Annotated in this window: 9 protein-coding genes and 1 pseudogene; 7 read left to right on the plus strand and 3 right to left on the minus strand. The window is 74.5% G+C overall.

Going from position 1 to position 15,123, the window contains the following annotated elements:
* The first annotated feature begins 31 nt into the window (after positions 1–31).
* A complete protein-coding gene (sepH, locus tag ABD841_RS15920; RefSeq protein WP_344972093.1) occupies positions 32–1,678 on the plus strand; it encodes a septation protein SepH in 1,647 nt (548 codons plus the stop codon).
* Between the two features lie 75 nt (positions 1,679–1,753).
* On the opposite strand, the gene ABD841_RS15925 is transcribed toward sepH, so the two are convergent.
* Both ABD841_RS15925 and ABD841_RS15930 read right to left on the minus strand, forming a co-directional pair.
* Positions 1,754–3,361, minus strand: a complete 1,608-nt coding sequence (locus ABD841_RS15925; RefSeq protein ID WP_344972095.1) for a PH domain-containing protein — start codon at positions 3,359–3,361, stop codon at positions 1,754–1,756.
* Positions 3,362–3,714: 353 nt separating this feature from the next.
* The gene (locus ABD841_RS15930) at positions 3,715–4,323 is read right to left on the minus strand and encodes a PH domain-containing protein (protein WP_344972097.1); all 609 of its coding nucleotides are present in this window, start codon (positions 4,321–4,323) and stop codon (positions 3,715–3,717) included.
* Positions 4,324–4,599: 276 nt separating this feature from the next.
* Between ABD841_RS15930 and ABD841_RS15935 the strand changes: the two genes are divergently transcribed.
* The 4 genes from ABD841_RS15935 to ABD841_RS15950 all read left to right on the plus strand — a co-directional run bounded on the left by ABD841_RS15935 (position 4,600) and on the right by ABD841_RS15950 (position 9,969).
* Positions 4,600–5,574 (plus strand): ATP-binding cassette domain-containing protein, encoded by a 975-nt coding sequence (locus ABD841_RS15935; RefSeq protein WP_344972099.1) that lies wholly within the window; start codon positions 4,600–4,602, stop codon positions 5,572–5,574.
* Entirely contained in the window at positions 5,571–6,380 is an 810-nt protein-coding gene (locus ABD841_RS15940; protein ID WP_344972101.1) for an ABC transporter permease, read from the plus strand. The genes ABD841_RS15935 and ABD841_RS15940 overlap by 4 nt, the downstream gene beginning before the upstream one ends.
* Positions 6,381–6,455: 75 nt before the next feature.
* Entirely contained in the window at positions 6,456–9,587 is a 3,132-nt protein-coding gene (locus ABD841_RS15945) for an SNF2-related protein (protein WP_344972102.1), read from the plus strand.
* A gap of 145 nt (positions 9,588–9,732) precedes the next feature.
* Positions 9,733–9,969, plus strand: a complete 237-nt coding sequence (locus ABD841_RS15950; RefSeq protein ID WP_344972105.1) for a hypothetical protein — start codon at positions 9,733–9,735, stop codon at positions 9,967–9,969.
* On the opposite strand, the gene ABD841_RS15955 is transcribed toward ABD841_RS15950, so the two are convergent.
* On the minus strand, positions 9,945–13,346 hold the full coding sequence (locus tag ABD841_RS15955) for an AfsR/SARP family transcriptional regulator (RefSeq protein ID WP_344972107.1): 3,402 nt from the start codon (positions 13,344–13,346) through the stop codon (positions 9,945–9,947). The genes ABD841_RS15950 and ABD841_RS15955 overlap by 25 nt on opposite strands.
* Positions 13,347–13,466: 120 nt before the next feature.
* Here ABD841_RS15955 and ABD841_RS15960 point away from each other — a divergent pair, with 120 nt between their 5' ends.
* Together ABD841_RS15960 and ABD841_RS15965 are read left to right on the plus strand one after the other, a co-directional pair.
* Positions 13,467–14,033 carry a YbhB/YbcL family Raf kinase inhibitor-like protein gene (locus ABD841_RS15960; protein WP_344972109.1) on the plus strand — a complete coding sequence of 189 codons (567 nt, stop codon included), beginning with the start codon at positions 13,467–13,469 and terminating at the stop codon, positions 14,031–14,033.
* A gap of 183 nt (positions 14,034–14,216) precedes the next feature.
* Positions 14,217–15,123: pseudogene (locus tag ABD841_RS15965) on the plus strand (hypothetical protein); the annotation flags it as partial.

A 15,123-nucleotide genomic window follows, 5' to 3' on the forward strand; every position in this document is an offset into this window, starting at 1 on the left:
GAAGATTGAGCACGACGACGAAGGGACTCGCATGCAGGAGCTCCGACTCGTCGCGGTGAGTGAGGACGGAACGTACCTGGTGCTGGCGACGGCCGGCCGGGGTACCCGGTTCACGCTGCCCGTCGACGACCGGCTCCGTGCTGCCGTCCGCGGCAACTTCTCCCGTCTCGGCCAGTACGAGATCGAAGTGGAGAGTCCGTTGCGCCCCAAGGAGATCCAGGCCCGGATCCGTGCCGGCGAGACCGCTGAGGAGATCGCCAACACGGCGGGCATCCCGGTCGAGCGCGTGCGGTGGTTCGAGGGTCCCGTGCTCCAGGAACGTGAGTACATGGCCCAGCAGGCGCAGCGCTGCGCCGTGCGACTGCCGGGCGACTCCTCTCCCGGGCCGACCCTCGGCGACCTGGTCGCCGAGCGCCTGACCCGTCGCGGCGTGCCCGCCGACGAGATCGAGTGGGACTCCGCGAAGCGCGACGACAACCTGTGGCGGATCAAGCTCGGTTTCGTCTGGAACGGTCACACGCGCAACGCCGAGTGGCTCTTCGACCCGCGCCGGCGGCACATCACGCCACACGACGACGAGGCGCTGCGGCTGTCCACCGGCGACGACGCCGAACCGGCCGAGGACACCACGGTCACGCCGTTCGTGCCGCGCGTGGCCAAGCTGGCGCCGGTGCCGCCGCTGGCGCCCGAGCCGCTGAACCAGCCGCCGGTCTCCTTCCCCGCGGTGAGACGGCAGGAGCCGCCGGCCCCGTCCCGGCCCTCCGTTCCCCAGGCCGAACCGCCGGCCGCCTACCAGCAGCCGCCGATGCCGCCGCTCCCGCCCGGGTACGAGGCGCCGCGGGTGACCGTGCCGCCGTTGCGCGCCCCCGGCCCGGCCAGGTACGAGCCCGACCTGGCCGTCGAGCCCTCGGTGAACGGCTCCGGCCCCGCCGCGTGGGTGCCGGCCCTGGAGTCCAGGTCCGCGCCTCCGCCGGCGGAGCCGGTCGCCGCGCCCGAGGTGTCCCCGGAGCCCGAGGCCGGGCCCGGCGCCGTCGAGCCCGTGGTCGAGCCCGTGGCCGTGGTCGAACCCGTGGCCGTGGTCGAACCCGTGGCCGTGGTCGAACCCGTCGTCGCCGAACCCGCTGCCGAGCGCGCCGCCGTCGCGGAGCCCGTGACGGCGGCCGAGCCGCCGGCCGCGGACGCCGAACCGCCGGTCGAGCCCGTCGCCGGGACCGCTCCGGAGCACGGCGAGGCCACCCCGGTCCCGGAGCCGGCCGCGCCCGTGGAGCTCACCGGACCCCCGCAGGCCGCGGCGTCCCCCGCCGTGACCGCGGCCGGGACGGCCGTGCCCGAACCCACCGCCGAGCAGGTCCCGGCCATCGAGGAGACGACCGCCGCCGAGGCTCCGGAGACCCCCGCTCCCGAGCCCGCGGCGGAGACCGAACCCCCCGCGGATCCGATAGCGGTACCGGCGGCGCGCGTCAGCGTGGACGAGCAGGCTCCGGCCGAGCCGATGAGGAAAGAGGGGGACACGGGGGCGATGCAGGAGACCAAGCCCGAGAAGCCGACGGCGGAGAAGCCGGCCGAGCCGCCGAAGCCGGCTCCGGTTCCGGCCCGTCCGGCCAAGAAGTCCCGGGGCCGGCGCGCGTCGGTGCCGACCTGGGACGAGATCATGTTCGGCGCCCGCCGCCCGGACTGACGCGGTGTCCGAAGCGGGGGTGGCCGGCATGCCGGCCACCCCCGCTTCGCGCTTGCCCGACCGGTTTCCCCGGGATCACCGGACCGGGTTCGCCGGATCCGCCGGGGCGGCGTCCCCGGAGAGGAACGGCGTGATCCAGGCGGGGGTGACCTCGGCGGCGAAGGCCGGTCCCGCGGCCTCACCGACGTCGATCGCGGAGTAGCCTCCGGAACCCGCGCCGACCCCCGCGGTCACCGTCAGCACCCCGGCCCGCCGCTGGAACCAGGTCTGGCTCAGGGTCCAGCCCACCACGGCCCGCCGCTCCACCACGGCCTGGGAACGGCGCAACGATCCCGACCGTACCGACAGGCGGATCCCGTCGTAGGCGTGGCCCAGCGAGCGGTAGCGGTCGAGACCGAGCGGGACGCCCAACGCCGTCATGATCAGAGCCGGGACCGCGAGCGCCCACCAGAGCTCGGACCACCGCAGGACCGCGGCGATCGCGCAGGCGGCGACCACCAGCCACGGGAAGACCGCGCGGAACAGCCGTCGCCGGCGCGCCGCCGGCGGGTGCGGGCGCAGGTCGGCGGTGATCCGGCCGATCTCCCGGCCCATCACGTCGAGCGCGTCGTCGCGCGGCACCACCGGCAGCAGCTGGCCCCGGGTCTCCGAATCTCCCAGGCCGGTCACGATGGCCCACGCGCGGGCGAGTCGCGCCCGGCGCTCGGCCAGCCCCTCGACAAGCTCGAAGCCGCGCACCCTGCGCCGCTCCAGCGACACGTTCCTGCGCGTGATGAGGCCCCGTTCTGCGACCAGGTAGCCCTCCCTGACGCGGAGGGTGAAGTCCCAATTGAAGACCGCGTACATGATCGTGGCCAGCACCGGCATCGCCAGGACCAGCAGGACGAGGACCCCGACGAGAAAGGGCGGGTGCTCCCACAGCCACTCCCCCGCGCTCTGCACGACCCGCCTGTCGACCCTCAGCTCGGCGCCCCACTGGAACGCCGCGCCGACGGCACCGGCGACCAGCGCGAACGGGGTCATCAGGTACGCCCCGGAGATCGGCCCGTACAGGAGCCACTTGCGGGGCAGCACGAACACCGTCCGGCCCGGGGTCGGTTCCCCGGCCTCGTGGCCGTCGGCTCCGGGATGGTGTCGCTCCCCGGGTGGGCCGGACGGCGCGGACGGCACGGGGAGCGCGCCGGCCGCCGGGGCCGCGCCGGCCGCGGGGACGGGCCCCTGCGCCTGGGCGCGCCTGGCCGCCCGGGCGCGGGCGTGCCAGAGCAGCACGGCCTTGAGGCGCTCCGCCTCGGCCGCGGTGACCCCATCGAGCTCGCCCTCCTGCTTCTCGCTGCCGCCCGCGCCGGTGTCGATCCTGAGCACGGCGATGCCGAGCAGGCGGTGCAGCGGCGGGGCGCTGACGTCGACGCCGCGGATCCGCTCCAGCGGGATGGTCCGCACCGACCGGCTGACCAGCGACCGGGTCAGTTCGAGCCGGTCGCCGACGATCCGGTAGGTGAAGGTCGCCCACCGCACGGCCGCGAAGGCGACGGAGCCGACGGCACCGACCGCCGCCCATATGAACGACCCCGGGGAGAACCCGCTGAGGAACAGCACACCCACCAACGGCAGGAAGAGCGAGGGCAGCATCCGGATCGGGTCGGTGAGCAGGACCTTCGGGCTGAGCCGCAACGGCTCCTCCACCGGGGCGGCCTCCCGGGGCCAGGCGGCCCCGTCCGGGGCCGGCACATCCGAAGCTGGGATGTCCGAGGCTGACACGTCCGGGGCCGGGACGTCCGGGGGCCGGGCACCGGGACCGCCGTCGTCCGGGCCGGTCACGGTGGACCGCGGAGCGGCCGGGGCGGACCCCGGAGACGCCGGGACGTTCTCGGAGAGCGGCGGACCGGCCGAGGCGGTCCCGGCGGGAGACGGGGAGGGCACGGGAGGAGGGGGCACGGCCGGGGCGTTCTCGGAGAGCGGTGGACCGGCCGGGGCAGCCGGAGGAGGGGGCCCGGCCGGGTCCGGAGGACCGGCGGAAGGGTCGGCGGACGGGCCGGTCACGTCGCGTCGTCCCGGAGCTCTTCGGCGCGGTGGGCGAGCACCGCGGCCAGTTCGGCGGCCACCCCGTAGTCGAGGCCCTTGATCGTGGAGGAGCCCGCGTGGGAGGCGGTGCGGATCTCGACCGTGGCCAGGCCCAGCATCCGCTCGATCCAGCCCTGCGCCTTGTCGACCGTCTGGATCCTGCTGACCGGGACGAACACCCACTCCCTGCTGATCCAGCCGGAGCGCGCGTAGACCACGTCCCCGCTGAGTTCCCACCGGTGCACGGCGTAGCGCCAGAAAGGCTCGACGAGCGCGGCGGGAAGCAGGAGCAGCACCGTCAGCGCGGGCAGCCACCAGACGTTGTCGAGCACCCAGTCGGGCAACCACGACCAGCGGTCGCCCTCGATCCACCGGGCCAGGAAGAAGGAGCCCGCGAGCAGGAGCACGGACCAGAACAACCCCTCCACCAGCCACATCGTGATGGCCTTGCGCGAGACCCGGTTTGCGGGGTCGCGCAGCGGGAAGCGGACACGCCCGGCGGCCCGGCGACCCGGCTCGCCCGCGGGAGCGGCCGGCGCGGTCTCACCCGCGACGGCGCTGTGCTCATCGGCTCGGTCGCTCACGCTGCCAGCCTAAACGGTCTTGTCCCGGCGGGCGCTCCGGCGGTGCCGCCGGGGTGCCTCCGGGATCCCGCCGGGATGTCACCGAGGGGCCACCGGGGTGCCGCGGCGCCGCCCTGCTGCCACCGGGATGCCGCGGCACCCGGGCGGGGAAGGCGGGAAGGCGGCGCCCTGTCAGCGATCTGTCAGCGGACCCCTCTCCGCACCGGCCGGTGATCAGAGAAATGTCAGTGGGGCCGGGCATTGTGGAGGCGTGACAATCACGGAGAGGTACGGACGATGACACATGCGATCCAGGCCGAGGGCCTGGTGAAGCGGTATGGGGAGACCCACGCGCTCGACGGGGTCGACCTCGTCGTGCCGCAGGGGCGGTTGCTGGGCGTGCTGGGCCCCAACGGGGCGGGCAAGACCACCGCGGTGCGGATCCTGGCCACCCTGCTGCGTCCCGACGGGGGCCGCGCCACCGTCGGGGGGTACGACGTGGTCGAGCAGGCCCACCAGGTGCGTTCGCTGATCGGCCTGACCGGCCAGTACGCCGCGGTCGACGAGATGCTCACCGGCGTGGAGAACCTGGTCATGATCGGTCGGCTGCTCGGCATGTCCAGGGCCGACGCCAGGAGGCGGGCCGGTGAGCTGCTGGAGCGCTTCACCCTGTCGGACGCCGCCGGGCGGGCCGCGAAGACCTACTCGGGCGGCATGCGGCGCCGGCTGGACCTGGCGGCCAGCCTGGTCGGCCACCCCACGGTGCTGTTCCTGGACGAACCCACCACCGGCCTCGACCCGCGCAGCCGCACCGAGCTGTGGAACGTGGTGCGCGACCTGATGGCCGACGGCGTCACCGTCCTGCTGACCACCCAGTATCTGGAGGAGGCCGACCAGCTGGCCGACGACATCGTCGTCTTCGACCACGGAAAGGTGATCGCCGCCGGCACCCCCGAGCAGCTGAAGGCCACCACCGGTGCCCAGGTGCTCCAGGTGCGCCCGGCCGAGGTCGAGCACCTGGAGCTGGTCGCCAAGGTCCTGGCCGACGTCCTGGGTGAGCACCCCGACCTGAGCGGGGGCAGGGCGACCGCACCCGTCCACGACCCGGCCGTCGTGCCCGCCGTCGTGCGCCGCCTGGACGATCTGGGGGTCGTCGCAGCCGAGCTCGCGCTGCGCAGCTCCAGCCTCGACGAGGTGTTCCTGGCCCTCACCGGCCACCGCGCCGAGGACGACCGGGCACCGGAGACGGCAAAGGAGGAGTCCTTCGCATGACCACCCTGACCACGACCGCGCCGCCGGTGGCGGCCCGGCGCGTCACCCCCTTGGCGGCCGTGCGGCAGACCATGACCCTGGCCTGGCGCAGCCTGGTCCAGATCAAGCACAACCCGTGGGAGCTGCTGGACCTGAGCATCCAGCCGATCATGTTCCTGCTGCTGTTCACCTACGTCTTCGGCGGCGCGATCTCCGGCTCCACCGGCGACTACCTGCAGTTCGCCCTCCCCGGCCTGCTCGTCCAGAACGCCCTTTTCTACACCTTGTCAACCGCCATCGGCCTCAACACCGACATCACCAAGGGCGTCTTCGACCGCCTGCGCAGCCTGCCGATCGCGCGCTCCGCGCCCCTGCTGGGACGCATCATCGCCGACACCGCCAAGCAGGTGTGGGCCTTCGCGCTCCTCATCGGCTTCGGCATGGTCCTCGGTTTCCGTGTCACCACCAGCGTCGTCGGCCTGCTGGGTGCCTTGGCCCTGCTGGTCGTCGTGGCTCTGGCCATGTCCTGGATGTCGGTCCTGATCGGCCTGAAGGCCTCCAGCCCGGAGAAGGTGCAGATGATCGCCTTCTCGACGATGATGCCGCTGACCTTCACCAGCAGCGCCCTGGTCCCCGCGGCCACCTTCCCGTCGTGGCTGCAGGCCTGGTCCGACGTGAATCCGGTCACCCACCTGGCCGACGCCATCCGCGGTCTGCTCATCGGAGGCGACGTGGCCCGGGCCGCCCTCGTCTCGCTGGTCTGGGCCGCCGGATTCGCCGTGGTCTTCGCTCCGCTGGCGATCCGCGCCTTCCGCAGCCGCGTCTAGTCTGTCGGGAGCTCCGGGGAGCGCCCCGCGCCACGGCGACGGGCGACGCCACGACGCTGAACGAGAGGTGATCGAGTGCTCGTGCTCCACGGCACGTGGGTGGACGGACGGCTGGGGGTCTGGGCGGAGGACGTCGCCCGGTCCCCCGGGCGCGCCTCCCGTGCCGCGGTCCGTCCCCACCCGTTCGCGGCCCCGGCTCACGTGGTCGCCGCGGTCCTCGACGCCGCCCTCGGCGGGGGGGGCGGCGGGGGGGGGGGGGGGGCGGGGGGGGGCGGGGGGGAGGAGACCGTCGCCGGCCTGGTGGACCGGGCCGGGGAGCGCGAGCTGACCATCCTGCTCCCGGGGTCGGCCTCGGGCCCGCTGCCCTCTCCCGAGTCCGGCCTGGCGAGCCGGGCACGCGCCCCGAGGATCTCCGCCTGGCGCGTCCCCGCGCTGCTGTTCCGCCCGGCCGACGCCCTCCGCCTGCTCGGCTCCCTCTCCGGCACCGGCGCGGGCACCTGGGAGCCGGGACTGTCCCTGCGCTACCTGGCCGTGATCGCCGAGCACGCCCGGAGCCTGGTACGGCGCGGGCGGATCCTGCCCCAGCTCGTCGTGGAGGGCGGCCTGCACACCGCCCGCTGGCGCCCGGTGCTCACCGGCGCCGATCGGGCCGCGCTGCCCGCGCTGGCCGCGGCGATGCCGCCGGTCTGCCGGGCGGTGCCCGAGGAGAGGCCGTCGGCCGCGGTGCTGGAGGAGGCGCTGCACGGCCTGGTCGACGGCGCGGCGCGGCTGTCGCTGCCCGGCCGGCTGATCCTCGGCAACCGCCCGGGGATGAAGGCCGCGCTGCCCGACCGGTGGCTGGCCGCGCTGACCGCCGAGGACGCAGCGCTCCCCGGCGTCCGGCCGGCCGAGGCCGCGGAACTCGGCGCGGCCCTCACCGGGTGGCTGGCCGCGGCGCACGAGCTGGACGGGCCGGTCAGGCTCTGTTTCCGGCTCATCGAGCCCGCCGGTGACGACGACTCGTGGACGGTCGAGTTCGGCCTCGCCCCGGCCGACGGCCTGGCGGCCTTCTCGGCCGCCGGTGACCGCTCCCCCGTCCTCTCCCCGGCGGACGGCGACGGCGGGGAACCGGCCGGTTACCTGTCCGCGGAGCGGATCCTGGCCGGCGAGCGGGCACCGTGGCTGCCGGAACGGCCCGAGGAGTTGCTCCGGGCCGATCTCTCGCGGGCCGTGCGCCTGCACCCCGACCTCCACACGGCGCTGCGCTCCCCCGTGCCGTCCGGCCTGACGGTCGAGACGGCCTGGGCGTTCTCCTTCCTGCGCAACGGCGCCCCCGTGCTCCGGGCCGCGGGATACGGGGTGCGGCTGCCCGCCTGGGCCGGACGCCAGGGGCTGGGCCTGAAACTCACCGCCCGCGCGCCGTCCGGCGGCGAGACGGGCGCGGAGGCCGGAGAGGCCGGTCTCGACCGGCGGGTGGACGTCCGGCTGGACGTGACCGTGGGCGACCACACGATCAGTGTGGAGGAGCTGGCCGGGCTGGCCGGGCGCAGGATCCCGCTGGTCAGGGTCAGGGACCGCTGGGTGGAGCTGGACGACCAGCAGGTCAAGGCGGCGCTGCGGGCCGTCGGGCAGCGCGGTGGCGAGCAGCGGACGGTCCGTGAGGTGATCCGGGAGGTCGTGGACGGCGGCGATGCGGAACTGCCGCTCGTGGCCGTGGACGCCGACGGTCTGCTGGGCGACCTGTTCTCCGGCGAGGCCGACCGGCGCCTGGCCCCCGTCCCCGTCCCCGCGGCCCTGAACGGGACGCTCCGCCCCTACCAGGAGCGGGGCCTGTCATGGCTCGGCTTCCTGTCCGGGCTGGGCCTGGGAGGCGTCCTGGCCGACGACATGGGGCTCGGGAAGACCATCTCGACCTTGTCGCTGCTGCTGTCGGAGCGCGAGGGCGGCTCCCCCGCGCCGACGCTGCTGATATGTCCCATGTCGCTGATCGGCAACTGGCAGAAGGAGGCGGCCAGGTTCGCGCCGTCGCTGCGCGTCCACGTTCACCACGGCGGCGCGCGCAAGCGGGACGGGGAGTTCGCCGCCGCCGTGCGGGAGGCCGACCTGGTGATCACCACGTACGGCACGGCGCTGCGCGATCTGGGGGCGCTGGCCGGGGTCGAATGGGGCCGGGTGGTCTGTGACGAGGCGCAGGCGATCAAGAACAGCGCGGCGCGGCAGTCAAGGGCGGTGCGCTCCATCCCCGCCCGCACCCGGCTGGCGCTGACCGGCACGCCGGTGGAGAACCACCTCGCCGAGCTCTGGTCGATCATGGAGTTCTGCAACCCCGGTCTGCTCGGGCCCGCCGCGCGCTTCCGGAAGCGTTACCAGGACCCGATCGAGACGCGGCGCGACCCCGACGCCACCGCGGCGCTGAAGCGCGCCACCGGGCCGTTCGTGCTGCGACGGCTCAAGACCGACCGCTCGATCATCTCCGACCTGCCGGAGAAGCTGGAGATGAAGGTCTGGTGCACGCTGACCCCGGAGCAGGCGGAGCTGTACGAGACCGTGCTGAACGAGATGCTGGGCAAGATCGACGGTTCCGCGGGGATCGAGCGGCGCGGCAACGTCCTGGCCACGATGACCCGGCTGAAGCAGGTCTGCAACCATCCCGCCCAGCTGCTGAAGGACGGCTCGCGGCTGGCGGGCCGGTCGGGCAAGCTGGCCCGGCTGGAGGAGCTGGCCGAGGAGATCGTCGACGAGGGTGACAAGGCCCTCGTCTTCACCCAGTACGCCGGGTTCGGCTCCCTCCTGCAGCCCTACCTGGCCGCGCACCTCGACCGGCCGGTGCTGTGGCTGCACGGGGGCCTGCCCAAGAGGAGGCGCGACGCCCTGGTGGAGCGTTTCCAGAGCGACGACGAGCCGATGGTGTTCCTGCTCTCGCTGAAGGCGGCCGGCACCGGCCTGAACCTCACCGCCGCGAACCACGTGATCCACGTGGACCGGTGGTGGAACCCCGCGGTCGAGGACCAGGCGACCGACCGGGCGTTCCGGATCGGCCAGAGGAGAAACGTGCAGGTCAGGAAGTTCATCTGTCTCGACACTCTGGAGGAGCGGATCGACGGGATGATCGAGCGGAAGAAGGCGCTGGCCACGAGCGTGGTCGGCACCGGCGAAGACTGGATCGCCGACCTGTCGACCGAGCAGCTGCGCGAGCTGTTCCGGCTCGGCCCAGGGGCGGTGAGCTGACGTGGAATCCGCCGCGAATCCCGCTCCGGGACCTGCCCCGGCCTCCGCTCCGGGACCCGTCGTGGACTCTGCCCCGGGGCCCGCCGTGGACTCTGCCCCGGCCTCCGCCGCGCACCCCGCCGCGGGCTCTGCCACGAACTCCGCGGTGAGCCCCGGGATCGGCCCGGACGCCGCCGGAGCAGGCGACGCGCCGTTCGAGGACCGGGTGGGCGACTTCTACTCCCCCGGCGTCTCGCTGAACCGTCTGCGGCCCGCGCCGGACGTGGCCGAGGCCCCGGCCGACCTGATCCTGCGCGCGCTCCCGCCGCCCGTGGTGAAGGTGCGGCACATCCCGCTCGTCGACCTGCTCCGGAAGCCCTACCGGGAGCTGGGCGGCGGCTGACGCGCCAGTTCGACGGCCCGGTCCCGGTCCAGCAGGCGGCCCTGCCCGTACCGGCGGGAATACTCCTCGGCACCGAGCGCCGCCCGGGTGCGCTCGGTGATCCGCACGTGGTCGAAGTCGACCACCGCGTCGATGCCGCGGATGCGCGCGGCGGCGCCGAGGAGCACGGCCGCCGTGCCGGGGTCGCCCTCCGAGACCGCCCGGCCGGCGAAGCCGATCAGCACCAGGCCCAGCACCCCCGCCTCCGTCGTCTGCACCACCTGCTCCAGCGCGGTGCCGAGCAGCCGCCGGGAGCGGACCAGGTCGCCCTCCTGCTCGGCCAGCAGCCCCAGCGACGCGTTGACCATCGCCTGGACCTGCAGGGGGATGCCGGGTGTCTCGTCGATGACGCGCATGGCCTCGGCGTAGTGGTGCCGGGCCGCGGTCAGCTCGCCGTCCTCGCGGGCGAAGTCCCCCCGCGCGCTGAGCAGGTTCAGCATGGAGATCCGGTCGCCCTTCCCGAGCGCGTTCCGCAGGGCCTCGCTCAGGACCTCCTCGGCCGCGGCGCCGTCCCCCGCCAGTCTGAGCCCCAGGGCGAGCCGTGCGCGCATGTAGGCGATCTCGTCGACCGCGCCGAGTTCCTCCAGCAGGGCGACGGTCTCGTGGATCTTCTCCAGCGCCCGCTCCGGCTCGCCGTGCAGGAAGTCCACGTCCGCGAGGACGGCCAGCGTGTTGGCGACCCCCCAGCGCTCCCCGAGCGCCCGGAAGCGCCGCGCGGCGACCTCCGTCTCTTCCCTGCCCTCGCGGATGCGGCCCACCAGGAAGTGTTCGAACCCCTGGAACATGTGGCCGGCGGCGACCACCCACGGGTCGGGGTGGACGAACATGTCGGCGAGGTAGGAGCCGCGGTCGCCGTCGGCGGACAGGTCTCCGAACATCCCGACGAGGGGGGCCGCCATCACGATCAGGGGATGCAGGGGCGGCTCCAGTTCCTCGCCCGCCCGCCGGACGGCCTCGGCCAGTTCGTCCCGCGCCGCGTCGAGTTCGATCCCGGCGCCGACCGCGAGGGTGCCGAAGCAGGCACGGGCCAGGGCGAGCGGCCCGGGGGCCCCGTCCCCGGCCAGCCTCAGCACCTCCCGGGCGCGCTGGGCGCCCTCGGCCCGGTGACCGCGCATCCACCAGAACCAGCCCAGGGCCCCGACCAGCCGCAGTGCCAGGTCGTACCGGGCGGCCTCGACGCTCCAGCGGAGCGCGGCCGACAGGTTGTCGTGCTCGGCGGCCATCTCCGCGATGGCCTCGATCTGCCCACCGCCGCGGATCTCGGGGTCGCGGGCCTCGGCCAGTTCGGTGAAGAACGTCGCGTACGCCAGCCGTACCGCGTCCTGCTCCCCTGACTCGGCCAGCCGGTCGGCCGCGTAGGCGCGGATGGTCTCCAGCATCCGGTAGCGGACCGCGCCGTCGTGGTCGTAGGCCACCAGCAGCGACTTGTCCACCAGCCGGGAGAGCACGTCGAGGACGTCGGCCCGCTCCAGACCGGGTCCGGAGCAGACCCGTTCGGCGGTGTCGAGGGTGGTGCCTCCGGCGAAGACTGCCAGGCGGCGGGCGAGCGTCCGCTCCTGCCCGTCCAGCAGGTCCCAGCTCCACTCGACGACCGCGCGGAGCGTCTGGTGGCGCGGCAGCGCCGTGCGGCTGCCGCCGGTCAGCAGGCGGAAGCGGTCGTCGAGCCGGGCGGCGATCTGCCCGGCGGACAGCGAGCGGAGCCGGGCGGCGGCCAGCTCGATGGCGAGCGGCATACCGTCGAGCTCCCGGCAGATCCGCACCACCGCGGCGGCCTCGCCGGCGGCCCGGTAACCGGGGCGGACGGCCGCGGCGCGCTCGGTGAACAGGCGCACCGCCGGGTACCCGAGAGCCTGTGCCGGGTCGTCACCGGCGGGCGGCAGGTCCAGCGGCGGCACCGGCCAGGCCGTCTCCCCGGCGATGCCGAGCGGTTCGCGGCTGGTGGCCAGCACGCGCACGCCCGGGCAGCCGGTCAGGACCCGGTCGGCGAGGACGGCCGCGGCCTCGACCACGTGCTCGCAGTTGTCCAGGACGATCAGCAGCCGCTCCCCCTCCAGGGCGGAGAGCAGCCGGCCCAGCGGGTCGCGGGGGGCGGGCACGGGCATGGCGCCGGGTGGGACGGGGGCCGTGGGGAAGCCGTCGCGCAGTTCCAGGGCCGCCAGCACCGCCTGCGTGACCTCCGCGGGCTCGGCCGCCGAGGAGAGCTCCACCAACCACGCCCCGCCGGGCATCCGGCCGGCGACGGCCTCGGCCACCTCGACGGCGAGCCTGGTCTTTCCCGCGCCGCCGGGACCCAGCAGGGTGACCAGCCGGTGCTCCCCGAGCAGTTCCACCGTGCGCGCCACGTCGCGCTCGCGCCCGACGAAACTGGTGAGCCTGGCCCGGAGGTTGCCCCGCCGGCGCCTCCCCGTTCCCGGCGGGGCCCCGCCGCCGTCACGCGCCGGGACCGCGACGTGCTCGTCCCCCGCGGGGGGATGCGGCCGCGCGGGCGGGGCCGCCGGGGGCACCGGGGAGAAGACCTCGGAGTACGCCGGGAACGCCCGGGACGGGGCCTCCGGGTGGGGCTGGACATCCGCGGCGGGCCCCGGACGCGCCGGGGTCTCGGCCCACTCCCCGCGGAGCATGGCCACGTGAAGCTCCGACAGCGCGGGCGACGGGTCGGCCCCGAGCTCGGCCGCGAAGGCGGAGCGGGCCTCCTCGAAGGCGGCCAGGGCCTCGACGCGGCGGCCCGCGCCGTACAGGGCCCGCATCAGCTGACCGCGGAACCGCTCACGCAGCGGGTGGGTGGCGATCAGGGCGGGAAGTTCCGCGGCCGCCTCGGCCTGCCGTCCGAGCAGCAGGTCGGCCTCGAAGCGGTCTTCGAGCGCGGCCAGCCGCAGGGCGTCGAGCCTGGCAACCCCGGCTGCGACGGCGCCGTTGCCCGCCAGGTCGGCCAGGGCGGGCCCGCGCCAGAGCGCGAGCGCGGCGCGCAGCGTGGCCGCGGCCGTGTCGGGGGACCCCGCGGCGAGAGCGGTACGGCCCCGGGCGGTGAGCAGGGCGAAGCGGTGGGCGTCGACCCGGTCGGGATCGACGGCCAGACGGTATCCGGTCGGGCCGCCCTCCACCAGCCCCCGGCGTCCGCCGAGGGCCGCGCGCAGCCGGGAGACGAGCGCCTGGAGCGCGTTGCCGACCGCGTTCGGCGGGCGCTCCTCCCACACCCCGGTGACGAGCCGGTCGATCGGCACCGTACGGCCCGTGTCGAGCAGCAGCAGCCCGAGGAGGGTGCGCAGCCGCCGCCCGGTGATCTCCACGGTCCGCCCGCGGTGGTGGACGAGGAGAGGACCGAGGATCGCGAAACTCATTTCGCTGTCCGCCTTCACCCCTTCCACCCCATGATTCTGTCCGATTCCCGGGTATTTCCCCACCGCGGAACCTCGCGATCCGGTCTGCGCATCTTCCAGATCCGCGTAGCATCATCGGGCATGGGGCAGCCAAACACGTCTACGCGTCGCGCGCGGCACACCACAGCGGTGGCGGTGACCGCGGCGTTCGTCGTCGTGTCCTCCGGATGTGGAATGGCGGGCGGTGCGGCCTCGGCGGAGCGGTCGCAGCTGGAGCCGATCAGCGTCTCCAGCCCCAGGGTGCGGGACGGTGGCCCCCTGCCGTCCGACTACTCGTGCAAGGGTTCGGCCGGCAACCCTCCGCTGCGCTGGTCCCGGGTGCCGGACGGCACCAAGTCCGTCGCGATCGTGGTGGACAACAACGCGCGGTACGGCGGCGAGGTGAACTGGGTGGTGTTCGACATCGACCCGCGCACCAACGAGCTGGCCGAGGGCAGCGTCCCGGTGGGAGCCGTGGAGGGGGGAACGACAGCCGGCAAGGTCGGCTACAGTCCCCCGTGCAACACCCAGGAGAACTATCGTTTCACCGTCTACGCGCTCGACGCCAAGGTCGGCCTCGACAAGGGTGCCTCCCTCGACAAGACCTTGAAGAGCATCGCGGGCAAGACGATCGCCTGGGGGAGACTGACCGCGGCGCACATCGAGTGACTGGTTAAACACCGGAGGTAGTAATGGTTACCAATTCTTCACTTAGGGTGTGACAACGCTCATAGTGGTCCGACACAATCAGATCCAATGTCCGAGCGCAGGTGATGCATGGGGGCAGGTCGCGTCGATGGCCGCGCGACCTCACCGGCGCCGCTGTAAGGCCATGGCCTTGAGGGTGGTGCAATGATTGCGGTCGTAGTAGGCCTGGTCGCCGTCGTGCTCCTCGTGCTCGTCGTCGTGGCACTGGGAATGCGGTCGATGAACCGCAGGGAGAGCGCGCTTCCCGCGGAACGTCTCCGGGAGATGGCCGAGAAAGAGGCGCAGGCCCCGACCATGTCCAGTGACGACTTCGCGACCAGAGAGCCGAAGATCGGCCACTACAGCCCCGACCTGACCCCGTTCGACGAGGAGCCCAAGCCCCGTGCCCCGCGCACGCCGGGCGCGCGGGGCAAACGCGGCATGAACGAGTTCGGCCAGGTGGACGACTACGACGACGACTACTGGACCCGGCTCCAGGCTGACGAGGGCGGTTTCGGAGGGCCCTTGGCAGGCAGGACGGGTGCGGGTCGCCCCGCCGAGCAGGCCGGTGCCCAGGTCGACCCCGACGCGGTGACCATGCAGGCCCCGCTGCCGACCAGGCCGCAGCCCGCCAAGCCCGCCGCGCCCAAGCCGCCGGCTCCCGAGCCGGCCGCCGCCTCGGCCTCCCTGCCGTCGGGCCTGTCCGACCTGGTGGCCCCGGTGCAGCCCAACCCGGCTCCCACGGCCGCCTCGCTGGCCGAGCAGAAGACCGTGACCTTCGCGGCGCCCACCCCGGGCGCCTTCGCCGCCCCCGCGCCTCCCGTCGCGGGTCCTTCGGCTCCTCTCACCGCCCCCGCGCCTCCTGCCGCGGGTCCTTCGGCTCCTCCCGCCGCCCCCGCCTTCGGCGACTCCCGGGCCCCGCGGGCCGGTTCCCGCCGTGCCGGCCGGGCCGCCTCCCAGAGTGGCGGCCCCTCCCGCCCCGATCCGCTCAACGACCCGCTCGGCGGCTCGCGCGCCTCCCGCCGCGGCTCCGCGGGCACCGCCCGCCCGGCCGCGGCCGGCCCCTCGGCCG

It is taken from the genome of Streptosporangium fragile (assembly GCF_039534445.1).
In the GTDB taxonomy this organism is placed as follows: domain Bacteria; phylum Actinomycetota; class Actinomycetes; order Streptosporangiales; family Streptosporangiaceae; genus Streptosporangium; species Streptosporangium fragile.